At 63.7% G+C, this 23939-nt stretch carries 21 protein-coding genes; 3 read left to right on the top strand and 18 right to left on the bottom strand.

The features are described 5' to 3' along the window. Positions 1 to 55 precede the first annotated feature (55 nt). The 8 genes from ACFPOB_RS02740 to ACFPOB_RS02705 form a co-directional block, all read right to left on the bottom strand. Complete coding sequence (locus tag ACFPOB_RS02740) at positions 56 to 1090, bottom strand: aliphatic amidase (protein ID WP_377795727.1); 1035 nt, start codon at positions 1088 to 1090, stop codon at positions 56 to 58. Positions 1091 to 1116: 26 nt separating this feature from the next. Then, complete coding sequence (gene urtE / locus ACFPOB_RS02735; protein ID WP_377795725.1) at positions 1117 to 1812, bottom strand: urea ABC transporter ATP-binding subunit UrtE; 696 nt, start codon at positions 1810 to 1812, stop codon at positions 1117 to 1119. Continuing rightward, on the bottom strand, positions 1805 to 2569 hold the full coding sequence (gene urtD / locus ACFPOB_RS02730; protein WP_377795723.1) for an urea ABC transporter ATP-binding protein UrtD: 765 nt from the start codon (positions 2567 to 2569) through the stop codon (positions 1805 to 1807). Before urtD ends, urtE begins: the two co-directional genes overlap by 8 nt. Next, positions 2566 to 3684 carry an urea ABC transporter permease subunit UrtC gene (urtC, locus tag ACFPOB_RS02725; protein WP_377795722.1) on the bottom strand — a complete coding sequence of 373 codons (1119 nt, stop codon included), beginning with the start codon at positions 3682 to 3684 and terminating at the stop codon, positions 2566 to 2568. The genes urtD and urtC overlap by 4 nt, the downstream gene beginning before the upstream one ends. Before the next feature lie 25 nt (positions 3685 to 3709). Further along, positions 3710 to 4579 (bottom strand): urea ABC transporter permease subunit UrtB, encoded by an 870-nt coding sequence (gene urtB / locus ACFPOB_RS02720; RefSeq protein WP_377795720.1) that lies wholly within the window; start codon positions 4577 to 4579, stop codon positions 3710 to 3712. Positions 4580 to 4643: 64 nt separating this feature from the next. Further along, on the bottom strand, positions 4644 to 5891 hold the full coding sequence (locus ACFPOB_RS02715) for a transporter substrate-binding domain-containing protein (protein ID WP_377795719.1): 1248 nt from the start codon (positions 5889 to 5891) through the stop codon (positions 4644 to 4646). Between the two features lie 237 nt (positions 5892 to 6128). Further along, a complete protein-coding gene (locus ACFPOB_RS02710) occupies positions 6129 to 6779 on the bottom strand; it encodes an ANTAR domain-containing response regulator (protein ID WP_377795717.1) in 651 nt (216 codons plus the stop codon). 55 nt (positions 6780 to 6834) lie between these two features. Next, complete coding sequence (locus ACFPOB_RS02705; RefSeq protein ID WP_377795716.1) at positions 6835 to 7989, bottom strand: transporter substrate-binding domain-containing protein; 1155 nt, start codon at positions 7987 to 7989, stop codon at positions 6835 to 6837. A 292-nt stretch (positions 7990 to 8281) separates the two neighbouring features. Here ACFPOB_RS02705 and ACFPOB_RS02700 point away from each other — a divergent pair, with 292 nt between their 5' ends. Then, entirely contained in the window at positions 8282 to 8488 is a 207-nt protein-coding gene (locus ACFPOB_RS02700) for a hypothetical protein (protein WP_377795714.1), read from the top strand. 231 nt (positions 8489 to 8719) lie between these two features. On the opposite strand, the gene ACFPOB_RS02695 is transcribed toward ACFPOB_RS02700, so the two are convergent. The 9 genes from ACFPOB_RS02695 to ACFPOB_RS02655 form a co-directional block, all read right to left on the bottom strand. Next, entirely contained in the window at positions 8720 to 9169 is a 450-nt protein-coding gene (locus ACFPOB_RS02695) for an RrF2 family transcriptional regulator (protein WP_377795712.1), read from the bottom strand. A gap of 260 nt (positions 9170 to 9429) precedes the next feature. Continuing rightward, positions 9430 to 10242, bottom strand: a complete 813-nt coding sequence (locus ACFPOB_RS02690; RefSeq protein ID WP_377795710.1) for a glycosyltransferase family 2 protein — start codon at positions 10240 to 10242, stop codon at positions 9430 to 9432. 29 nt (positions 10243 to 10271) lie between these two features. Next, on the bottom strand, positions 10272 to 11000 hold the full coding sequence (locus ACFPOB_RS02685) for a LuxR C-terminal-related transcriptional regulator (RefSeq protein WP_377795708.1): 729 nt from the start codon (positions 10998 to 11000) through the stop codon (positions 10272 to 10274). 322 nt (positions 11001 to 11322) lie between these two features. Beyond that, entirely contained in the window at positions 11323 to 12003 is a 681-nt protein-coding gene (locus ACFPOB_RS02680) for a LuxR C-terminal-related transcriptional regulator (protein WP_377795706.1), read from the bottom strand. Positions 12004 to 12262: 259 nt separating this feature from the next. Beyond that, positions 12263 to 12922: a response regulator gene (locus ACFPOB_RS02675; protein ID WP_377795704.1), complete on the bottom strand. Its 660-nt coding sequence runs from the start codon at positions 12920 to 12922 to the stop codon at positions 12263 to 12265. Then, positions 12919 to 14100: an ATP-binding protein gene (locus ACFPOB_RS02670; RefSeq protein WP_377795703.1), complete on the bottom strand. Its 1182-nt coding sequence runs from the start codon at positions 14098 to 14100 to the stop codon at positions 12919 to 12921. The genes ACFPOB_RS02675 and ACFPOB_RS02670 overlap by 4 nt, the downstream gene beginning before the upstream one ends. Then, positions 14075 to 14632 (bottom strand): methanogen output domain 1-containing protein, encoded by a 558-nt coding sequence (locus ACFPOB_RS02665; RefSeq protein WP_377795702.1) that lies wholly within the window; start codon positions 14630 to 14632, stop codon positions 14075 to 14077. Before ACFPOB_RS02665 ends, ACFPOB_RS02670 begins: the two co-directional genes overlap by 26 nt. A 939-nt stretch (positions 14633 to 15571) precedes the next feature. Continuing rightward, a complete protein-coding gene (locus tag ACFPOB_RS02660; protein ID WP_377795701.1) occupies positions 15572 to 16432 on the bottom strand; it encodes a glycosyltransferase family protein in 861 nt (286 codons plus the stop codon). 75 nt (positions 16433 to 16507) lie between these two features. Further along, positions 16508 to 19372 carry a right-handed parallel beta-helix repeat-containing protein gene (locus ACFPOB_RS02655; RefSeq protein WP_377795700.1) on the bottom strand — a complete coding sequence of 955 codons (2865 nt, stop codon included), beginning with the start codon at positions 19370 to 19372 and terminating at the stop codon, positions 16508 to 16510. A gap of 351 nt (positions 19373 to 19723) precedes the next feature. Between ACFPOB_RS02655 and ACFPOB_RS02650 the strand changes: the two genes are divergently transcribed. Continuing rightward, complete coding sequence (locus ACFPOB_RS02650) at positions 19724 to 20962, top strand: lipopolysaccharide biosynthesis protein (protein WP_377795698.1); 1239 nt, start codon at positions 19724 to 19726, stop codon at positions 20960 to 20962. Then, positions 20959 to 21657: a 4'-phosphopantetheinyl transferase family protein gene (locus tag ACFPOB_RS02645; protein WP_377795697.1), complete on the top strand. Its 699-nt coding sequence runs from the start codon at positions 20959 to 20961 to the stop codon at positions 21655 to 21657. Before ACFPOB_RS02650 ends, ACFPOB_RS02645 begins: the two co-directional genes overlap by 4 nt. Before the next feature lie 25 nt (positions 21658 to 21682). On the opposite strand, the gene ACFPOB_RS02640 is transcribed toward ACFPOB_RS02645, so the two are convergent. After that, complete coding sequence (locus ACFPOB_RS02640) at positions 21683 to 23938, bottom strand: condensation domain-containing protein (protein WP_377795695.1); 2256 nt, start codon at positions 23936 to 23938, stop codon at positions 21683 to 21685. Position 23939 lies beyond the last annotated feature (1 nt).

Below are 23939 nucleotides of genomic sequence, written 5' to 3'. Positions count from 1 at the left end.
TCGGATGCTCGGTGGCTCCGCCCGGCGCAGGCGCGCCGGGCGCGTTTCGTCCGGCTCAGCGATGGGCTGACTTGTTCGGAATGCCGTCGATCGGGCACTCGTCGGTGCCGACGGTCGTGCGCGTCATCGCCTCGACCATCTCGCGCGTGCCCTCGGGATCGTTGATCCATTTGGCGTAGAAATTGTAGGGGCAGGCCGCCGTGCCCTTATCGCCGTCGCCGGAGTTGATCATGCCGGTGTAGCCGCGGTGCAGCAGCTTGAAGAGATGGTTCTGCGACTGGCCGTTCTTACGGGCATCGCGGATCGCCGAGACCGAGAGCTGGGCGTACTGGATGCCATTCTCCTCGGTGCCACACTCGCCGAGCGTGCGGCCATCGAAGCCGACGATCGCCGAATGGCCGAAATAGGAATAGACGCCGTCGAAGCCCGCGGCGTTCGCAACCGCGACATAGACGTTGTTCGCCCAGGCCATCGATTTCGAGATCTGCACCTGCTGCTCCTTAGCCGGGTACATGTAGCCCTGGCAGCGGATGATCAGCTCGGCGCCGCGCATGGCGCAGTCACGCCAGATCTCCGGATAGTTGCCGTCGTCGCAGATGATCAGGCTGATCTTCAGGCCCTTCGGCCCGTCCGAGACATAGGTGCAGTCGCCGGGATACCAGCCCTCGATCGGGACCCAGGGCATGATCTTGCGGTATTTCTGGACGATCTCGCCCTTGTTGTTCATCAGGATGAGCGTGTTGTAGGGCGCCTTGTTGGGATGCTCCTCATGGCGCTCGCCGGTTAGCGAGAACACGCCCCAGACATTCGCTGTCCTGCAGGCGGCGGCGAAAATCTCCGTCTCCTCGCCCGGAATCTGCGAGGCGGTCTCATACATCTCCTTGGAATCGTACATGATTCCGTGCGTCGAATATTCCGGGAAGATCACCAGGTCCATGCCCGGCAAGCCGACCTTCATGCCCTCGACCATCGCGGCGATGTTGCGCGCGTTGGCGAGCACCTCCTGCTTGGTGTGCAGGCGCGGCATCTTGTAGTTCACGACGGCGACGCCGACGGTGTCCTTACTGCTCGTAATATCGCCGTGATACATGCTCTGGTCTCCCTGGATTGCTCGTCTCAGACGACGAGGTAGCGATGGATGAGATCGTCGGAGAGCGCCTCGATGCGGTCGCTGACCGCGACGCTGCCCCGGTTGAGCATCGCGAAACGATGCGATGCGCGACGCGCGAAGGTGATGTTCTGCTCGACGAGGATGATCGACAGCCCGCGCTTGCGGTTGAGGTCGATCAGGATGTCCTCGATCTGCTCGACGATGTTGGGCTGGATGCCCTCCGTCGGCTCGTCGAGCAGCAGGATCTTGGGTTGGGACAATAGCGCGCGGGCGATGGCGAGCTGCTGCTGCTGGCCGCCGGACAGATTGCCACCGCGCCGACCCAGGAACTCCCGCAGGATCGGGAAGAGCTCGAAGACGTAATCCTGGATCCGCCGTTCCGAGGTCTCGGCGGCGTAGGTGCCCAGCAGCAGGTTCTCGCGCACGGTGAAGTCGGGCAGGATGCCCCGGCCTTGCGGCACATATCCCAGCCCGGCCTTGGCCCGGCGATGCGTCGGCAATTCGCCGATCTCGCTGCCGTCGAGCCGGATCGAGCCCGAGGTTTTCGACATCAGGCCGAGGATCGTGCGCAGCAGCGTCGTCTTGCCGACGCCGTTGCGCCCCAGCACGCTGACGAACTCGCCCTTGCCCACGCTCAGCGAGACCGATTGCAGGGCGCGGCTGCGGCCGTAGAAGCCGTCGACATTGCTGAGCTCAAGCATGGCCGATGCCTCCCGAGCCCAGATAAGCCTCGCGAACCAGCGGATCGTCCGAGACCTCGTCGGCGGTGCCCTGCGCCAGCAGCCTGCCCTGGTGCATCACCGAGATCGTCTCGGCGATGTCGCGCACGAAGCCCATGTCGTGCTCGACTACGATCAGCGTGTGCTTGCCGCGCAGCGTGTTGAAGAGCTGGGCCGTCTTCTCGGTCTCGTGGGCGGTCATGCCCGCGGTCGGCTCGTCCATCAGGATGAGCTGCGGGTCCTGTGCCAGGATCAGCGCGATCTCGAGCCATTGCGTCTGGCCGTGCGAGAGCTGCGCCGCCAGCTTGTCGAGATCGTCGGAGAGGCCGACGAGCTCGGCCAGGCGCTCGAGGCGTTCGCGATCGGCGGCGCCGCCGAATTTGCCGAGATTGCGCAGGACGCCGTACTGGCGCGAGCTGCCGATCTCGAGATTGTCCCGCACGCTGAGCTCGCGGAAGACGCTCGGCACCTGGAACTTGCGGCCGATGCCGGTCCGGGCGATCTCGAATTCGCTGAGCTGGTGGATCTCCCTGCCGTCGAAGACGATCGCGCCGGAAGAAATCCGCGAGCGGCCGCAGATCAGGTCGAGCGTCGTGGTCTTGCCGGCGCCGTTGGGGCCGATCAGGCAGCGCAGCTCGCCCCGGTTGACCGTGAGGTCGAGGCCGTCCACGGCGACGAAGCCGCCGAAGGATACGGTGACGTCGCGCAGAGCGAGCTGCGCCTCTGCCGCGCCGGTCATGCCGTCCTCCCTGCGGGAGCACCGGCTGCATCGACGGGGCGGGACCGCTGCGCCGCGGCCTTCCGGGCCGTGTCGCGGCGGCGCAGGCCGGAGACGATGCCGGCCAGGCCGCGCGGCATGAACAGCACGATCAGGACGAACAAGCCGCCCATCACCAGCGTCCAGGTGCTGAGGAAGGTCTCCGATTCCGACAGGCTGCCCTGCACGCCCGTCACCAGCATCGCGCCGAGCATGGCGCCGAGCAGGCTCTGGCGGCCACCGACCGCAACCCAGATGACGATGGACAGGCTGAGCGGCACGCCGAGAAAGGTCGGCGAGGCGAACTCCATCACGATCGTGTAGAGCATGCCGGCGACGCCAGCGATGGCGGCCGAGGCTGCGAAGACGAAGGTCTTGTAGCGGGCAACATCGTAGCCGAAGAAGCGGACGCGCTCCTCCTGATCGCGGATTGCCTGCAGGATCAGCCCGGTCTTCGAGCGCGTCAGCGCGAGCGCGGCAAAGAGCGCCAGCGTCAGGCTGCCGGCGACCAGGAAATAGGTGGAGCGCGCATAGGCGTCGAAGGTGATGCCCAGCACCTCGAAGCGCGCGAGATCGGTGATGCCGTTGAAGCCGCCGGTGTAGCTCTGCTGATCGACGATGATCAGGTTGACCACGACCATCGCGGCCAGCGTGATGATTGCCGAATAGACGCCGGCGACACGGCCTCCGAACATGAACCAGCCGAGCAGCGCGGCGAAGGCAGCGGGAACGAGGATGCCGGCCGCGACGGCGAAGGGCAGCGACTGGAACGGCCACCAGAGCCAGGGGAGTTCGGTGACGTTGTTCCAGACCATGAAGTCCGGCAGACCCTCGGCGCCGGTATGGATCGGCACGGTCTTCAGCTTCAGCGCCATCGCCATGCAATAGGAGCCAAGGCCGAAGGTCGTCGCCTGGCCGAGATTGAGGATGCCGGCATAGCCCCAGGACAGGCTCAGCGCGACGGCGAGCATGCCGAAGATCAGGTAGCGCGCGAATTTGTTGAGCAGGAAGGCGTCGTCGATGAAGGCCGGGACCAGCAGGAGCGCCAGGCAGACGGCCCCATAGATCGACAGCTGCAGGATCGGTTTGTTTGACATCGGCAAGCTTCGTTTCATGGAGGTGTCAGGCGCGGATGCGGGGCGTGAAGAGCCCCTGCGGCCGGAAGCGGATGATGACGACGACCGCGGCGAGCACGAGCGCCTTGGCGATGGTGTCGTTGCTGAGATAGGCGAGGGCGCCGGTGAGCTCTCCGAGCAGGCCCGAGCTGACGACCGTGCCGAACAGGCTCTGGACGCCGCCGACTACGACGACCATGAAGGCGTCGACGACGTAGCCCGTACCCATTTCCGGCGAGACGCTCTTGAGCGGCGAGATCAGCGCGCCCGCCAGCCCGGCGATGCCGGCGCCATAGGCGAAAGTCAGCCGGTAGGCGCGGCCGGCATTGATGCCGAAGCTCGAGGCGATCTGGCGGTTCTGGGTGATCGCCCGCAACTGCAGGCCGATCGAGGTGTGGCGGTACACGTACCAGGTCAGGGCGAACAGCCCGAGGGCGAACGCCAGCACGAACAGGCGATAGGCGGAATCGGTGGCGCCGAGAATGTTGACGCTGCCGGAGAGCGCCGTCGGCATCTGGACATAGCGCAGTTCGCCGCCCGCCAGCAGGCGCACGATCTGCTGGGCCATGACGCCGAGCCCCCAGGTGGCCAGGATGGTGTCGAGCGGCCGGTCATAGAGATGGCGGATGACCAGGTACTCGATGGCGAGGCCCAGCAGTGCAACCGCGACGAAGATCGGGATCAGGCTCGGCAGCAGCCCCCAGCCGAGCTGGGTCTGCAGGAGCCAGGCGCAATAGGCTCCGAGCATCACGAACTCGCCATGGGCGAGATTGATGACGCCGGTGACGCCGTAGATGATAGCGAGACCGAGCGCGACGAGCAGCAGGATGGACGACAGGCTGAGCCCGGTCAGCAGCTGAGAAACGACGAAATCCATGACGAACCTGTCCGAAAGGCGTGCATGGCGGCCGCTTGGCGCGGCCGCCGGCGAAATCGAAGGATCAGATTTCCTTCAGCCCTTCGGCCGTACACTTCTGGTTCGGGTAGGCGCTGTAGGGGTTCGGCTCCAGCCAGTTCGCGGACTGCTTCAGGATCTTGAACTGCCCGTCCGACTGGCACTGGCCGATCTTGGGATGCAGCCAGCAATGCAGGTTCTCGGGCTCGACCTTGACCAGCCCCTGGGGCGCCTGGAACTGCTCGCCCTTCAGGGCCTCGCGGATGGTGAGCGGGTTGATGTCGCCCGCCTTCAGCTTCGCGACGGCTTGCTTGAACAGATAGACTTGGAAATAGGACGATTCCGACACGAAATGCGTGACCTTGTCGGCGCCCCAGCGCTTCCGGTAGGCCTCGACGAAGCGCTTGTTCTCGGGAGATTCGTGCACCATGAAATAGGGCGCCGAGGTGAAGTGGCCGGCGGCTGCGTCACCGCCCATCGCCGCGACCTCGTTTTCGGAGGTGGTCAGGCTCGCCATCGGCATCGTCGCCGGGTCGAGGCCGGCGGCGCGATATTGCCGATGCAGCGCCACGACCGAATCCCCCACCACGGTGGAGAAGATCACGTTCGGCTTCTCGGAGCGGAACTTGTTGATCACCGACGAGAATTCGGAATGTCCGAGCGGAACGTATTCCTCGGCGATCACCTCGGCGCCGAGGCTCTTCAGCAATTTCTTGCAGTAGTTGTTCTCTTCCTTCGGGTAGATGTAGTTCGAGCCGATCATGTACCAGCGCTTGCCGAACTTCTCGACCAGCCAGGGCACGAAGTCGTCCTGCTGCTGATTGGGGACGGCGCCGGTATAGATGACGTTCTTCGAGCACTCGCGGCCCTCATAGAGCGTCGGGTAGAAATAGAGGTTGGCCTGCCTCTCGAAGACCGGCAGGACCGCCTTGCGACTGGCGGAGGTGTAGGACCCGAACACCGAGACGCATTTGTCGCTGAGCACGAGCTTGCGGGCCTTCTCGGCGAAGGTGGCGGGATCGGACGCCGGATCCTCGACGACCGGCACGATCTTCATGCCGTTGACGCCGCCGGCGGCGTTGATCTCCTCGATCGCCATGATCGTCGCCTTGTTCAGCGATTCCTCGATGATGGCGGTGGTGCCGGTGAGCGAGAAGAGGACGCCGACCTTGATCTGCCCGCTCTGGGCGTAGGCCAGCGAAGCGTTCTTCGACCAGATGTGCGGAAATCCTGCTGCGCCGAAAGCGCCCGCCGCGGCAGCGTGCTTGATGAATGTGCGCCTGTCGTTTTTCACACTCTTCCCCTTTTTTCTTGCAAAAGAAAAAGCCCCGAGCGGCGCCGTCCGGAGGGACGGAGTCGTTCGGGGCTTCTTCGCCTCGGAATATGGAATGCGGCAGCTTCGCCGCGCAAACGCGTATCGAACTGGGCCTAGAAAACAAAAAACCCCACGCTTCGCTTCCGCGACTGCGTGGGGGCATCATCACCCGTTATGTGCCGACGGCGTCCTTGCCGTCGTGAAACTTTAGTGACGCTAGCTGAGCAGATCATGCGAGTCAATCACGGCCGTGGCGACGGCCGCGATCGTGACGCGCTTCTCCATCGCCTGCTTGCGCAGGAAGTTATAGGCCTCGTCCTCGGTCAGGTTCTTGAGCCGGATCAGCAGCACCTTGGCGCGCTCGACTACCCGCATCGTGCGCAGATTCTCGTCGAGCTTCTCGATCCGGCCGCGCAGGCGCCGCTCGTACTGGAAATGCTCGCGCGCCAGCATCAGCACCGACTGGATCGCCCGCGACGAGGCCGGATAATGCAGCAGGCCGTGCGCGGCGCAGTTGTGAATGAGCTTGAGGTTCAGCGGCGCCTTGCCGTCATCGACCAGGATCAGCGCCGAGGAGGGCTCGCCCGGAACCCAGGGGATGCGCTGCGGCAGGTCTGCAGAGAGCGCGCAGAAGATGGCGTCGTATTGCAACGGAATCTGCGACGGCAGCGGCCAGATATGCCGCACCGTGACGCGCTGGCGTTGCAGTTCGCGGATGAGGAATTCGCCATGGTCGTCGCGTTCCACCATCACGGCGATGTTGAGCTCCGGTTCGACAGAACCTTGCCGCGCCGGCCGTTCGGAAACGGCGGTGCGGGGCTCGGCGGAATGGGGCCCGCCAGCGCGTTCGTATACGTATCCTGACATCGCCATAAAGCTGGTCGCCTCTTCCCCGTCGCGGCCTTTGGCCATTCTCGTCTGGTCAGCACAGCTCGAGCGCGCGGCCTTGCCCCATTAGATAGGGGTCCGACTTCACACTTGTGGCGGACTGGAAGACGATATCGAACTGCCCGTTGCGGTTGGCGCGTCCGATCCGCGTCCAGACATCGGCATGCCCCCAGACCGGATTGATCGAGACACAGCCTTGCGGCGCGTCGAATTCGGCCCCCATCACCCATGAGCGCAGGCAGCGCGTATCCAGCGAGTTCGTCGCCTCCAGCGATTTCGCGAAGACGTTGACCTGGAAATAGGACGCTTCGAGGCACATGTTCGTCGGCTCGTCGTCACCATAGCGCTTGTGATACTGGGCGACGAAATCCGAATTGCGCTCGTTGTCGACGCATTGGAAATAGGCCGCCGCAGTGTAGTGGCCCTCGCCGACATCGTGGCCCATCGCCCGGATCTCGGCCTCAGTCGTGGTCAGGCTGGCGATCGGGACTGTCTTCGGGTTCAGGCCGAGGTCGTGATAGGCCTGATAGAGGAAGGTGGTGGACTCGCCGACGACGGTCGAGAAGATGACGTCCGGCTGGGCGCGCTTGATCTCACGCAGCAGGGGCACGAACTCGCTGCGGTCCGCCTCCAGCCGCAGATACTGCTCGCCGACGACCGTGCCGCCATTGTTGCGGACGAGATCGCGCATCACCCGATTGGATTCGCGCGGGTAGATATAGTCGGAGCCAATGAAGAAGAAGCGGGTGCCGAATTGCTGCATCAGCGCGCGGCAGAGCTGCACCGAATTCTGGTTCGGCGTCGCGCCCGTATAGATGACGTTGGGCGAAAACTCGAAGCCCTCGTAGAGCGTCGGATACCAGAGCAAGCCGTCGAGCCGCTCGACCACGGGCAGGACGGCCTTGCGACTTGAAGAGGTGTAGCAGCCGAAGATCGTGCTGACTCCGTCCTCGACCATCAGCCGCTTGGCATATTGCCCATAAGAGCGGGCATCCGAGCCCGGGTCGTAGATCACCGGCTCGATGGGCCGGCCGTGAATACCACCGCGATCGTTGATCTCGTCGATCGCGATCAAGGTTCCGCGCAGCTGCGTTTCTTCTATGACCGACATGAATCCGGTCCGCGAAAACAACACGCCCACACGCCACGGAGCGGAGGTCCGCTCTGCGCAACGAATTGCTTTTCCCATCGATTCTTTTCTCCTCCCGCGTCCCTCAACGCGTCGGACGGCATCTGTGTCTTTTTGCTCGCCCTGAGTAATCCCCCGATACAGCCCCCTCCGGCCGTTCCTCTGCAAAACAAAAATGCCCCCACGACCGGACCGGTTCCGATCGATGGAGGCAGCATCGCCTGCTATGTTTCCGCAGCGTCATTGCCGCGTCTGAAACGTGTAATTACGCAGATGCTAGTTGCCGGATACCGGGCATGTCAACGAGGGACCTGCTGCTCGCTGTACCTCGATCCGACGTGCAGGCGTACCAGTGGGCCGCGTCGAGACGTCAGGGATCGCGCGAGCCAGGCGCGGGCGCCTGACATCGCGCGCGCTCATCGACGGGCTTCTGAAGCAGGGCGTCCTCGTCGGCATCACTGGCGCCGGTCGCAATCTGCTCAAGGTCCGGCCGCCGATGATCTTTTCGAGGAGAATACTGACCAGTTGGTCGATGCGTTGGAGCGGGCACTTCGGCTGACATCTACCCGGCGGTAGCTCCTGCCGCGTTGAGCTCGGTTTGAGATCGGTGGTCGCCAATCCGTCGCAGCCGATCGTCGGCTCGGTCGCACGATTGCGGTAATGGGGACGGCATGGCGGGTGGAGGCGGTCATTGCTCGATCATCCGCCGCGCCCAGATTGGACAGTACGGCTTCAGCCCTCATGGGGATGCGGTTTTCGCTCCCCGACGAGCATTTGTGCCGAAGTCGGCTTATATGGCGAAGTCAATCTCTGGCTTGTACGCCGCCGCGCGACTCACGAGATCGGCGATGGTGGTGTTGTCGACCACCGCTGCGATCGCGTCGCGCGCCTCGCGCATGAGCGAGCGGACGACGCAGGCTTCGATATCGTCGCAGTCCTGGCACGGCCGAAAGGCGGACTGGCTGGCGCACTCGATCGGCGCGATCGGTCCGTCCAGGGCCCGGATCACTGCCCCGACCGTGATGGCGCGAGCCGGCTTTGCCAGTGCGTAGCCGCCGCCCGGTCCTTTCTTGCTACGCAGCATGCCGGCATTGCGCAGATCGAGCAGGATGGCGTCGAGAAACTTCTTGGAGATGTTGTTGCGCTGGGCGATTTCGGCGATCTGGGCGGTCTCGTCGGCATCGAGGCCGGCGAGGTGGATCATCGCCTTGATGCCGTACTTGCCCTTGTTGGTCAGCACTGCCCGCCCTCGCAGAGAAGTATACTAGATCGATCTATTTTGCGGGAACTGCAAGTGAATCAGCGCCGGTGGACGTCCGGGGGCGAAAGCTCAGGGGACCGGACCGCCGTGAAGCTGGCGGGTCGCGTCGATCCACGCCTCGATCGCCGCCGTGATCGTCGGCTCCAAGACCGGCGTGGAGTGGTTCTGGACGGGGCGCCCCGATGATTGCCAAGTCACGAACGGGCGGTGTGGTCACGGCCGCTTTTGGCGAGCTAGGATCAGAAATGCGCCTTTGGCTGTAGCCTCAGCGTCGTGCGCGTCGAATCCGCCATTTTCGACAGCAGCCAGTCGGGGTTGCCGAGATTGAAATAGGCCTTCAGCAGGAGACGCCAGAACTGACGCTCAGCCTGCGACGAGGGGCCGTGCTGCGCGTAGACCTTCGCGCATTCGGCGGCCGTACGGCTCCCATGAATCGCGCTGTTGTTGACGCCGGTCCGGCGGAAGCAGGCGATCGGCCGGTCGATCCGGCCATAGGGCTCCTTCGCCAGGGCCCGGCAGAACATGTCGTAGTCCCCGGCGTCCTTGTAGGCGATGTCGAAGCCGCCGAGCTCTTCGAAGAAGGTCCGGGAGAAATAGGTCGCCATGTGCATGATCGGGTTCCAGCCCAGGCAGACCAGCATGGCGGGCGTCATCCAGTTCGGAGGCGCTGCGAGGCCGCCGAGACTGTGCCCATGCGAATCGATCCACCGGATGGCGCCGACCACCCAGCGTCGATGGCTCTCGCTATAAGCGTCGACGACGGCCGCAGCCGCGCCTGGCAGCATGACGTCGTCGGCACCGAGAAAGCCCAGCAATTCGCCGGAGGAGTTGAACGAGCCCTTGTTGATGGCATCGAAGATGCCGCTGTCCTTGCCTTGCATCACCCGCAGCCCATAACTGTGGGCGAGCTCGACGGTACCGTCGGTACTGCCGCCGTCGACGATCACATGCTCGATCTCGACATCGCGCGTCGCATTGCGGCGCGCCGACTCGATGCATTCCTTCAGATAATCGACGGCGTTCAGCGTCGGGGTCACGATTGTCACGATCATGGGCTGGCTCCGGCGCCGAGGGGATCCGATCACACGAGACGAGGCGAGCTCATCATGTCCGGTCGCGTGGCGATGATCGGCAGCGGTGTGTCATCCACCGTGTCCGCCTCTTCGACCACCGGGATGCGGGTCACCGAGTTCTGCATCGCCCACATGGCGGCCTGGGTGCGGTTCCTGACGCGGACCTTGCGCAGGATCGCCTTGACGTGAACCTTCACGGTGGCTTCGGCGATATCGAGCTTGCGAGCGATCACCTTGTTGGATTCGCCCAGCATGAGACCTTCCAGAATGCTCACTTCCCGGGCGGAAAGACCCTGGAACGGCGAGCCGTCCGCTCTGCGCTGCACGTCCTGGAGGAGCCGCTGCGGCTCGACCGCGACTTCGGAGAACTGCGAGAGCAGATCGGGAGGGAAGACGGCGCCGTTGGCGATCACGACCTCCAGCGAGGTGATGAGGTCTTGCGCCGAAACGGACTCGACGAGGTAGCCCACCGCCCCGAGCTGCATGGCGCGGTGCATCAGCTCACGGCTGTCGCGCAAGGCGAGCGCTACGATCTTGGCGCCCTTGAACTGCCGCCGGATGTCGCCGACGATCGAGCAGGACATATCGTCGATCACGACAATGAAAAGATCGGGCGCCGCCTGGCTGTCCCCCTGCCTTTGAAAGTCGAGGCTCGTGCTTCTCTGGCTCACCCGGAAGCGAGCGCCATTCAGCAACTGGGTTATCCCCTCCCGGAGCAAGGCGTTGTCGCTCAGCACGGCCGTCTCGATGATGTCAGCCATTGTTACTCCCCTTTACTCAAAACAAGACTGATGTCGCGGATGCAACTGAAGGCAAAGGCTCGCGCTGTGGGTGAATTTTTTGGTTTTTCGTAAGCCTTGACGCAAAATATGCGCTGGCTACTCATTTGTGGGCATCAGGTGACAATGAGTGATGCCGCACCCTAGGCTCGATGGTTAATAATTAGTTCATTCGGATGTATTCGTCTTGTCAGGAAAATTACGATCGTGTCAGGAGAAACCTTACAGGCAAGAAAATGCGATGATTGCAAAAAAGCCGGGTTAGGCCAGACGTATTACTTCAGCTTGTAGGGTCGACCTTGAGGATGCGGATGAGGTCCTTGGCCAGGACTGCGGCCTCGGTCCGGTTGCGTACGTTGAGCGTCCGCATCAACGCCGAGACATGAATTTTCGCCGTCGGTTCGGCGATGTGCAGGGCCTGGGCGATCTCCCGGTTCGAAAGCCCGTCGGCCAGCAAGGCCAGGACCTCCTTCTGCCGGCGGGTCAGGCCGAACGGGTCCTGCTGCGAGCCGGCGCGTCGCTGCGGCGCCTCGCGAAAGCGATGCCCCTCTGAGGCGGACCCGAACGGCGTGAGGCCACGTGGGACCGCAAGGCGCCCGGCCAGAACCTCCCGGATCGCCTCGACGATCTCGTCATCCCGCTGCAGCTTCGAGATGAAGCCGTGGAACCCTTCTGCGATGTAATGGAGGACTTGATCGAAAGAGCCATTGCTCGAGATGACGACATAGCGCGTCGTCGGCGAGGCCCGCTTGAAATCCCAGATCACTTGCGGATCGGTCGAACCTGTCAGGCCCATGCTGACCAGCACGAGATGAACTGGCTGTTCCTCCATCAGACTATGCATCAGGCCGCTGAAATCCTCGGCCTCGAGAATATCGGCTTCGGGCAGCGCGGCATGCAGGATCGTGCGTAGACCGGTGCGGTAGAGCGCATGTTCGTCGGCAACGAGAATCCTTGCCATGGTCGTGCCGCCGGTCTGGTCGCCTCGCTGTTGGGAGACACAGCGCCTTGGTCAGCGCCGCACGCATGTGCGCGACAACCCAATGCAAGCCTCTATCCCCAGGGACTTGTCGTACCGGGAACAGTCCTCCAAGTCGCGACGCTCTTCCGGAGAGGTCGTTGCTTAGCGCGTGGCCATTATCGTTTCGACGAGGCCAAGTTGAGTACTCCGCACAGCTGAAATGCAGAGATTCTGAGCGCCTACGACTTAGTCATGCCCGTCAGATGTCAAGAATCCAGCCATGGCTGGCGCCATATCTGATGATATCGAGGCGCGAGTGCAGCATCAGCTTCTTGCAGGCCCTGTAGCGGTAGGTTTCGACTGATTTGATGCCGAGACCGATCCGTCGGGCGATCTCCTTGTTGGAGTGGCCGACGGCGGCAAGGCGCAAGACCTGCATTTCGCGATAGGTCAGCGTATCGGCGGCTGCGGCAGGAACCGCGCCGGCAGGCGGGCAGAGCTTGAGGATCCATTCGGCGCGGAAATCCTCCAGATCCGAATCGATATAGACCCCGCCGCTCAGGACCGTTCTGATCGCCTGCGCGACCTTTTCGTCGGCCGAGGCCTTGAGGACATAGCCGCGAATTCCGATCCGCAGCGCTTTCTGGACATAGCTCGGCTCTTCGTAATGCGTCAGCATGACGATGCGCATGTCGGGCGCCTCCTCAAGGACGCGCTCAGCCAGCGTCAAGCCGCTCATGCCCGGCAGGCCCATGTCGAGGATCGCGACATCGGGGCGTTGGCTGCGGACAAGCGCGAACGCTTCGGATGCGCAGCTCGCTTGCCCGACCAGTTCGAGCTCCGGCAAATCGAGCACGAGAGCCCGCAAGCCGGCCAGGATGACCGGATGGTCGTCGACGAGGATGAGACGCGCCGTCATGACGTCGCGTCACTGTGCAACTTGCAGGCCAACGCCACAGTCGCCGTGACGACCGTGCCGGCGCCAGGGCGTGGACCAATGTCGAAGGTGCCGCCAATGCCGTGCATGCGCTGACGCATTCCGCGAAGTCCGATGCCGGCATTCTCGCTCCCTACGCCTTGTGCGACCTTCGCCGGGCAACCCGCGCCGTCGTCGGCGATCTTCAACGACAGCGAGTGGCTGGCGAATTCCAACAGGAGCTCGACCTTCCGGGCGCCATGCGCGTGCTTGAGCACGTTCGTCAGCGCCTCCTGAGCTACCCGATACAGTGCGCTTTCGACGGCGATCGGCAGAGCCTCGGGAACGGCTCCCTTCTTCCTGAAGCAGAGATCAAGCTTGCCATCGGCCGCGAACGAGGCCGCCATCGTTTCGATGGCTCGGGTAAAGCCGAGTTCCTCGATGATGCGCAGCCGCCCGCCAACCACGGCATGATGGATCTTGCGTCCGACCCCGGTGACATGCGCGACGATCTCGTCGAGGCGCTGCTTCGCCGGCCCCTTCACGCTCTCCTGCAATGCTCTCAGCTCGGCCAGGACCCGGGTCATTTCCTGCCCGGCATGGTCGTGCAGGTCCTGCGCGATGCGCTCCCGCTCATCGGCGCGGATCAGGCTCAGCTCGGTCTGAAGCTCGCGTGTCCGCGCCTCCACCACCCGCAGCGCTTCGGCGACGAAGCAATATTGCTCGACCAGCCTCAGACGGTCGCTGCGGAGCTCGTCGAACTGCTGCTGGGCAAGGCGGCGTTGCTGCTCCGCCGTCAAGCGCCTCATCCGTTCGGCAGCCGCAGAGAAGCGCGCGTCGAGTACCGGGAACAGCCGCAACAAGAGTGTGGCAGGGCGGTTTCGGGTCCGCGGGACCAAGAGGTTGCCGAAGCAGCGATAGTCGACCGAGCCGTCGGCGCTGTCGAGGCTGACCTTGTCGATCAGCGGCTGCCGGGAGCCCGAGCAGGCGAGGAGATAGCTCCGCAGGGCATCTACCCGTTTCGTGCACAGATCGAGCAACGACGGGGTTGCGCTTGCGGAATTGAGGGTCTGGCTCGCGGCACGGTTTAGCGCGCGAACGCTTCCGTCGCTGAAGGCAAGGATCGACGGCTCGAGATAGGTTTCGAGATCTAATTCATGGCGAAGCTGCAGATGCATCATCGCGGAAATATTCCCTCGTATCCGGGCTCAGTTCCGTTCGCTTCAGATGGAGTACCACGCGGCATCCGGCTGCGCCTTTCGCGATCGTCTCCTCCAGTTCGACAGCGGCATACCCGACCGCGTTCGCGGTCAGGCGGCCGAAGATGTTCGAGGTCAGCATGCAAAGAGAAGGGTGGTTCGCAGCGGCATCCCCGAGCGGACAGGCGCAATTGCCAAAGACGACCCGCTCGTCGCTTTGCTCGAGGACGGAGAATTTTCCGCCGGTGCGATTCTTCAGATCGATCAGTACCTCGATCAACTGATCGCGATTGAAGTGTTGAATGTCGAGCGCGGTCTTGTAACGCTGCTCGATGTCCGCCCCCAAGCGTGCTGCGATGCCACTGACATAAGCGCATGCGTCATCAATGCCCGCGATGCTCTCCAGCAACTCGGCCATATCGGAGACCAAGGTGTTGAAAAGATCGTGATGATCGATGCCGATGTCGAGCGAGCCGATATGCGGCAGAGCTACGTTGGGAACGGGGGCAGTCACGCTGGCAGGCCTCCTGGATTGATAATTACCTAAGCGAGAGGCATTTTGTATTTTGGTGCTCCGGATTATATTCAATTTTCTAAAGTAAAATATTCAATCTCCTCATGTTTGAAATTTATACATTTATTATCTATTTCTCAAAATTTCGTATGAAGATGTAATTATTTATATTATTCGTGTAATTTATCATTCATACTACTATGGCGCCTGTCACGACAGCGACTGTTGGAAATGAATAGTTTTTAGTCTGGTACTCATCTAGTGAAATTTAAAGCGAAAAACTGCCTCTATGTCTGATATGCGTTCACTGTCTTTTTCGCACGAATTCTCTTTCTTATAAAAACCTTCAATGAAAGATACCAAACGTGACAAGAAGCCAATTCATTGTCGGCGCAAGTCCCACGCGATCTCCCAACTCTGAATTCGTATGTTCCTACTGATCATAACATACTATCGCGATTTGTCTGTCAGAAATTGAGTAGGGCGATCTCAAATGGCTTTTGAGAGGCTCAATTTCTAACATAAGTTGTATCTTGAATTTTTTGAAGGCCGGCAAAGTCCATGTAAATTAAGTTATGAGTCAAATTTAATATGATTACGCCAATAGGGTCGCATAGAATTTTTAAATTCAAATTTTAGAATAAGATTCAAGTTATTAATTGATGTCCATAGTTTCCAAGATAAATGAACTATACGCGGTAGTTCGATGGCTTGTTTATTAGCAGATTTTTGTTATTGATTAAGTGTATTCTACTCTCTAACCGCCAAGCAGTGGGTGGCGCAAAGCCCTCGTGGTAAGAAATTCGTGATCGTAGCTTCGACCCTGCGAACCTTCCAAAGAAACTCGTCTGGAATGCCGAATCCTTAGGCCTTGACCAAGATCGTTGTTGACGACGGTTCACATTCGCACACTGTCGATTGCAGCCTCCGTTGCATCGATCATCTGGCGAGCAGGCCCGATCGGCCACGGTGCCGTTGCGTCGATAGCGCGACGAGCTTCCGGAGCCGCCGCCAGGCGAAAGGCAGCAAGCTTTGCGCGGCGTGATCGGCGGGTGTGCGCAGCACCAGGCTTGGGTCGATCAGCATAGTCCCACCGGTCAGAGCAGCGAGGTGGCGATTGAAGACGAGGTGCTCGCAGAGGCCGGGAGCGGCATCGACATAGGTTCCCAGTCGATAGATCTCGGCGCGGTAGAGACACAGGCCGTTGAAGGTCGAAACGCAGGTGATCTCCCGATCGCTCGTGAGCGCTCGCTGGTGCGGATAGATCCGGGAACGGAAGAAGCGATGATACTGGAAGATGTCGGATCGGCTGCGCGCGAGATCATCGAGAAGCGTCGTGAAGGACCGATGTTCATCCTCGAAGGCGAGGAGGTCGTAATAGTGCGGCCGCGAGCTCGCCGACACCCCGAAAACGCCCGGACGATCGAGTTTCGCTGCGGCTGCGAGCAAGGCGGCGGGCGAAGGCGGCTGGACGATGACGTTGTCGATGTCGACGACGCAGACGAAGCGGGCCTGGATGCCCGATGCGTCCAGTTCGTGCTTCAGCCGCTCGCGTCCCAGAGCCATCCGCCGGAGCCGTTGTGGCTCGTCCGCCATGAAAGGGGTCGGAACGAGGGTGACCCCTCCCAGCATCTGCGCACGCTGAAGCAAGGCCTGCGTTCCGTCGCTGGAGCCGTTCTCGCCGACGAAGGCCGTGACGCTGATGCCGTTGCGACGCAGGGTCGCGAGCAGTTCCAGGAAGCGCGGGATCGTGCCGGCGCAGTCCTTGGCCAGAGCCAGAAAGACGAAGTCCGGGTGCATTGCTTCCTCCTGCGTCGACGCCGGCGGCTTTCGAGGGCGGGCGCGGCGTTGACCCGCAGGACAGGGCTGATCGAACTAGTCTGGTCTGACGATCCGGCCGTTCGCCTCCTGGCCGAGGCTGCGGAACGTTTCAAAGGCGACCGGTCCGTGTCCCCAGATGAAAAACCGGGCATCGCTCGATCGACGCAGCACATAGGTGTTGCGATCGAACTGGTTTGCGCCCGTCTCGATGATCCCGAAGTTGGGGTTTGACGCGGGGACGTCGCTCGCCCCGCCGGACAGGCCAGAGCTGCCCTCATAGACGATCTCGTTGTCATGCACTGCGTTGCGCATCGTCCGGTAGAGCAGCTTGCCCGCGCCGTGTCGGCGCTTGGGCTGGTCAGTCAGTTCGCGTCCCTGATCGACGATGACGATCCCGGTGCTGCCGTCCGCCACAGTGACGGTGTTGCCGTAGACCTGCACGCCTTCCGATGCGGCGATCTGGATGCCGGCGCCCCAGACCCAGACGCTGCCCTGCTGGCCGCCGCGGCCGGTTCCATTGAGGCGAACGATATTGTTGCGGATGATCGCCTCGAAACTGATTTCGTAGAAGATGCCGGCATCCGCGTTGCGCTCGACGAGGTTGTTCTCGAACAGGACGTTGCGGCAGTCGACATCGCACCAGAGGCCCGAGCCGTAATTGCCGTGCACATGGTTGCCGCGCAGGGTCAGGCGCTCGACCTTGCCCGCCTTGACCCCGCCGGCCTCCCAGCCGGCATCGAAGCCGTAGATGTTGTTCTCGTAGATCTCGTTGCCTTCGATCAGGACGTCGGCCCCGTTCGGCGAGATCCCGAGCTGCCCATTGTGGTGCACCTTGTTGCGGCGCACGACGCTCCTGGCGCCCGTTGCGATGCCGGATCCGCTGTTGAAGCGAGCCTCGTTGTCCTCGATCAGCCAATCCGCGGCGCGGTGATTCTCGTCGCCGAAGATCGCGCCCTGCTGGGCGGGCGTCGCATATTTCTCGACGATCAGGCCTTTGACGGTCACGCCGCTCGCGCCGCCGTTGTCGAACGCATAGAGCTGTCGCGTCCGTTCCAGGACACGGCCGCTCGGATCGTCGGCGAGATAGCTCAGCCCGGTCGCGGCATCGGAGTAGATGCGACCGGGCTGGAGATCGGCAAGGTCGACGACCGGCTCCAATGGCTGGTCGTCGAGGAAAAAGCGTCGCGGATCGTTGCAGCGGGCCCGATGCCGAAGGCAACTGCCGAACGGTCTGACCTCGAGTTGGCCCGAGGCGATGATCCAGAACGCTCCCTTCCGGCGGATGTCGCTGACCCGCTCGGCGCCGTTCAGCACGGCGCCGGGCTGGCCGATGAAGACCTGTCTGTCCTTCGGTGTGATCGATTGGGCGCGGTGGACGCCGGCGGCGATGCAGAAGACCGCTCCCGGAGGAGCCTTCTCGACGAGCGCCTGGATGGATGCGCCGACCGGAACAAGGATCGCACCGGGCGGGCAAGCCGCGGTCTCGGCAGCTTCGGGGCGGGAGCTGCCCAACGGCGTCGCGACCACAAGGAAGGCCAAGGCTGCGATGCGTGCGCCGTTGCGGGCCGTGCTCCTGAAGCCAGCTGGCGCGTCGACGACATGCCAGGCGCGGTAGACCATCAGCGAGCCGACGCCGATGCCGAACACGATCCAGAAGGGGATGCCGAGCATCGGCCCTTCGAGCGCGACGTCGAAGGAGGCATCGATGACGATCGAGGCGAGATAGCAGGCCAGGAAGACGAAGTAGCGCCCCCAGTCGAGGTCGCCGCGCCGCCAGGCGAGATGAGCGGCCCGCAGCAGCGCGATCGTCCAGCTGCCGATGGTCAGAAGCCACAGCGCGAGCCCGGGCACGCCGGCCCTGGCGAGGTAGGTCATGTGCACGCTGTGGGGGCTGCGCACGACCGGCCCGCCACGTTCGAGCCCGACGACGAAGCCGTCGGCCTCCGCCAGGCTCATGCCGAAGCCTTTGCCGGTCCAGAAATAGGGGCCGTGGAGCGTGTAGTCGCGGATCGCCTGCCACCAGCTCAGCCGCCAGAGCTTGGTGCCGTCGAGATTGTTGGCGGCGCTCGCGGAGGCGACGCTGGTGAGATTCTCGACCACGGCGACGGCACTGATCGGCCGCTCGCCGCGGGGAAGGTCGATCTCGAAATCGACGGCATAGCCGACGATCATCACGAGTGTGAGGACGGCGGCGATGGCGGCGAGGCGACCGACCTGGCCGGTCAGGATCATGGCCCCAAGCAGTGGGATCAGCAGGGCCAGCATGCCGCCGCGGCTCTGGCTCGCGATGAGCAAAGCCGCGCCGAGAGAGGCGACGACCCAGGTTCGGCTGACCTTGCAGAGACCGACCACGACCAGCACGAGCGCACCGCACAGATGCGCGGCGAGCTCTCCCGAGCGCACCGAGATGATATCGATGTTCTGCCCGGGCACCTTCGGGATATGGGCGCCGAAGAAGCGCGCGATGAGATAGAGCACGATCGCGATCGGGATGAGCACGCGCGCGTGCACCCTGAAATAGCCGACGATCTCGGCGATGCGGATCGGGCGCTCGATCAACAAAGCGGCGACGATGAAGCCGAAACCGGCATAGAGGGCCACCGCGCCGTCGCGAAGCGCGTCGACCCCGTAGCTACCGAGGCCCTGCAGCGTCCGCAACAACACCCAGGCCATGAGCAGGGCCGCGCTGATCGCCGGCACGGTGCTGAGCAGCGCCGTCGCGCTGCCGGAGACCAGGAAGGCGAGGAGCCCGAGCGCGAACAGGATCTCGCCGACGAAGAGCGGCGGCAGGCCGAGATAGGCGAAGCTCTTTCCGAACACGACATAGCCGGCAAACCCCAGCGCCAGGATCGGCAGATAGCGATCGGTCGCCCGCCGCTCGGACGCGGCGTCGGTCGGTACTCGTAGTCGTTCTCTCACTGTCAACCCTCGATCGACGCGGCGACCGCCGTCGCGTGACGAAGGTAATCCTCCGCCAAGCCGAAGCAGGTTGGGCATCCGAGGTAGCCATGCCGGCGAGGCCGTCCGTCCCCCTTCCTTTTGGGCAGCCCCTATGCCCAGCGCTGCCGAGAGCAGGACGACGCTAGACTTCGGCTGACCATGCGGCCGGGCGACCAGCGACTGGGGCACTATAGAATGCAGCGCGCGCGCGAGAGCGGCCAGGGGCGCGGTCTTCCGGGACCGGGCAGGTCCGGCGACCAGGCACGGGCCAGCATGGCGGCGCGGCTTCTAGCGCTACGCGATCCGGCGCTGTCCTTTAGCGATCAGCTCTTGTCCAGCGCCTGCAATTTCCTGACGACCATCCTGCTGGCGCGGGCACTGGGTCTCGAAGCCTTCGGCCTCTACACCATGGTCTGGCTCGCGCTCTTTTTCGCGATGAGCCTGCAGCTCGGCCTAATCGTCAGCCCGATGATGAGCATCGGCACCAAGGAGGACGGGGCGGAGGCGGAAGCCTATTACACCGTCGTCTTCCTGCATCAGGCAGGCTTCGTGGTCGTTGCGACCATCGCGATCTTTGCCGTCCTGATGCTCGCTGCGGGCACAGCTTCGTCGCTCGCGGAGGCCGCGCTACCGGGGGCGATGGCCGCCGCTTCCTATCTCACGCAGGATTTCCTGCGGCGTTACCTTTTCGCCCGCAGCCGGCCCGCAGGCATCCTGCTGATCGACACGATCAACCAGACTCTCAAGCTGGGTGCGCTCATCATCCTCTGGCAGGCCGGGATGATCAGCGTCGCGAATGCGCTCTGGGTCGTGGCCGGCGCGGCCGCGATCTCGACGCTCTGCGGCCTGCGCATGTCGGGGCCGCTGCTGTGGCGGCGGGGGACCCTGACCAGCGTCACCGGGCGGCAATGGCGCTCGGCACGCTGGCTCGTCCTCACCGGTTCGGTGCAATGGGCGCTCGGGTATAGCGGGCTCCTGGTGACTGCCGGCCTGTTCGGGCCGAAGGTGCTCGGTGCCTTGCGGGCGGCGCAGAGCCTGCTCGCCGTCCTCAACGTGGTGCGTGAGGCGCTGGAGAACATCGTCCCGCCCTTGGCCGGAAAGGCCCTCGCGGAAGGCGGCATGCCGGGCCTCCATCGGATTCTCGGTCACACCATGCTCTTTGCGGGCCTGACCGGCGCCGTCGCCGTCGCCGGCCTCGGATTATTCGGTCCGTGGCTGCTGCACCAGCTCTATGGCGGCGAGATCCTCGAATTCGACTGGGTGCTCTTCTGGTACTCCTTCGCTCTCCCGATGGCGCTGATGAGCCTGGTTCTCGGCTGCGCGTTCCGGGCGCTCGAGCGCACCCGCCCCGTCTTCATGGCGACGCTCGTCGGAGGCTGCTTTAACCTGCTGGCGGTCTATCCGGCGGCACTGACCTTCGGCGTCGCCGGGCTGATCGCGGTGACCCTTCTGTCGGAGCTGGCGGCGCTCACCGTGCTGGTAGTGCTCGCGATCCGGATTCCTGGCCTGCTGGCGAGCCGGCCGGCCGGGCCGACCGGCAGTCGCGTGGTGCCGGTGCCGTCGCCATGATGCCGCTGCCGCCCTCCGAAGTGCACCTCTGGTGCTGCCGGGTCGATCTCCGGGCGGCCGAGGCTGCCGAGCGGCGCGGAATCCTGTCTGATGAGGAGCGCTCCCGCGCCGATCGCTTTCATGACGCGAAGGCGCGGATCGCCTTCATCGCGGCGCGGAATTGGCTGCGGCGCGTCCTGGCGCTCTATATTCCGGTCGCGCCGCCGCAGCTGCGCTTCGGCGAGACGGCGTTCGGCAAGCCGTTTCTGGCGAACGAATATCGCGGGCGGCCAATCGCCTTCAATCTCAGCCATTCAGGCGAGCTCGCGATCGTCGCGGTCGCGGAAGGCATGTCCGTCGGCGTCGATATCGAGCGCATCAGGCCGGTCTCGGCCGATCTTCTGGCTGGTTGCCTTGCGCCGCGCGAAATCGCCATGCTCGCGGCTCTGACTCCGGAACTGCGCCAGGAATCCTTCATCCGCTGCTGGACGCGCAAGGAGGCCTGTCTGAAGGCGATCGGTGTCGGCCTCAACGGCAGCCCGGCGAGCTTCGAAGTCTCACTCGACCCGTTCAGGGCGCGGCTGCTGGCGGTCGAATCCGACCAGGCCGAAGCCGATCTCTGGCAGCTCGCCGATCTGGAGCCGGCTCCAGGCTATTGCGGCACCCTGGCCGCGCGCCAGCGCGGGTGGTCCCCGGTCTGGATGGCCCGGCCGTAGTAGACCGGGGCGGATCGCTTCCCGGTCAATCTCGGCCCTGGCGTGTGACCTCGAGAATCCGCCGAGCTATTGTCCGCGAGCCAGCGTCCGAGAACGCGCCCTCGTGACCTTCACCGTCCACCCAGAAGCAGGGTGTGTCCGGCGCCAGATGCTTCCCCCAGCCCAGCGTGGCGTCCGGCGGCCAGCCGGGCGGGATCGCGCCGCTCCGGAAGACCAGGACGCGCCCGTCATAATTCGGCAGCGTGTAGCGTTGCACGAGAGCTTCGAGCTCGTCGGTCGTCCGCCAGAAGTCAGCCTCGTCTGCCGCCTCCTCGGCCGGGCGCCAGAAGAACAGGCGCTTCGCCTTCCGGATGGCGGCGGTCGATTGCAGCCAGAACGACATGCGGGTCACGAAGGTGCGCGGGCCGGCCTGCCAGAACCGCCGGGCGAAGCGGCCCGCGCGCTTCAGCCTGAACCACAGGCGCGCGCCATAAGGTTGCCGCAGGAAATAGCCCGGGGCCCAGCAATCGATCAGCGTCACCAGATCGACTTGCCTGCCGCTCGCTTCCAATTGCTTCGCGACTTCCACGGCAATCACGCCGGAGCGGCAGAATCCCGCAAGCCGATAGCGGCCATTCGGCGCGGTCGCGACGATTGCCGCGCAATAGGCTGCTGCGAGCTGCTCGATCGAGGCCGGTGCAGCCCCGTTCACCAACGGATCGAGTAGCTGCAGTGCGACGAAAGGCTGGTCGGCGCCGAGCTCCCGCGACAGCGGCCGATAAAGACTGAGGTTGTGGGCCGTGTGGTTGAGCGCGAAGAGCGTCGGCTGCGTGCCGGATTTCTCCAGCCAGGTCCGGCGCAGCGCCGTCGCGTCGATCACCGGCGGCAGCGCCGGAGCGGCCGGCAGCCAGAGCGGGGAGGCGACCGGCAAAGAGGTTGGCGCCGGGCGCGGCAGGCGGGCGGCCGGCTCGGAGACGAGCGTCTCGGCCAGGCGCTCGAACTGCGCCGTCAGATCGTGCGCGGTCGCTTCGTCATAGAGGTCGCGATGGTACTCGCAGGTCAGCCGCCAGCCTTCCTCGCGCTCGACCAGGATGAAGTTGAGGTCGTAGAGCGCGCCGGGCAAAGGCGAGGGAATCCCCGACAGCTGGAAGCTGTCATTGGCGAGCTCGCCGATGAAGGCGCGCTGCACGATGAAGTTGATCGAGACCGGCGGCCGGCTGGCGTCGTCCTTGCTCGGCAGCAGCGGCAACAGCCTGTCGAACGGCCATTGGTGGTGATCGACGGCTTCCTCGAAGGTGTCGCGCGCGGCCCGGCAGAGATCGAGGAAGCTCTGTTCGTCCGAGATCGCCGTGCGCAGCACCAGCGTGTTGACGAAGGGGCCGACGATCCCTTCCAGATCGACATCGTCGCGGTTCGCCATCTGCGTGCTGAGCACGATGTCGCTGGCGCCGCTGCGTTGCCGAAGCAAGGTCAGGAGAACCGCATAAGCGACTGAAAAGAAAGTCGTGCCTTCCTTGCGCGCCAGATCGGCGAGCCTGGCAGTCAAGGGGCGGGGAAGCAGCCGCGACAATGAGGCGCCGTTCGTGCTCCGCGTCGCCGGTCGCGGACGGTCGCCGGGAATCTCGACGATCGGCAGATCCGCCAGCCTGTCCCTCCAATAGGCTTCCTCGCGCGCCAGCACGTTGCCGATCATGCTGTCCTCGCTGCCCTCGGCGACGTCGGAGTATTGCAGCGGAAGCTCGGGCAGCACGGGCTCGCGGCCACGGCCGAGCGCCTGATAGGCCGCGACGAAATCCTTGGCGATGAGGCCCATCGACCAGCCGTCGCTGACAATATGATGGGCGACGACGAGGATCACCGCCTCGGCGCGGCTCTTGCGCAACAGCGTCGCCCGCAAGAGCGGCGCTTCGGCGAGGTCGAAGTGCGTGCGGGCTTCGCTCTGCGCGATGCGGTCGGCTTCTCTGCTACGGTCGGCCTCCGGCAGGCCGGAGAGATCGATCTCCGGCAGCTTGAAAGGGACGTGTTCGGCGATCGCCTGGACGGGCCGGCCGTCCTCGAGCCGGATCGCCGTCCTGAGGGATTCATGACGGTTCAGAATCGCCTGGAACGCCTCCTGCGCCAGAGAAGCGTCAAGGTGCCCACGGATCCGCCATTTGACGGCGATGTTGAGCGCCGGCGTGCCGGGGTCCCGGCTGTCGATTTCCCAGTAACGCTGCTGGGCAGACGAGCACCTGGCCGTCATCATGATGCGCTCGGCTTGGCGCAACTGCGGCTCGGGCTCGCGCGTGAACTGATTGGCCATG

It is taken from the genome of Allobosea eneae (assembly GCF_042657265.1).
Lineage (GTDB): Bacteria > Pseudomonadota > Alphaproteobacteria > Rhizobiales > Beijerinckiaceae > Allobosea > Allobosea eneae.
Note: the sequence above shows the minus strand (reverse complement) of the source record. Positions and strands in the feature narration are given on the sequence as shown.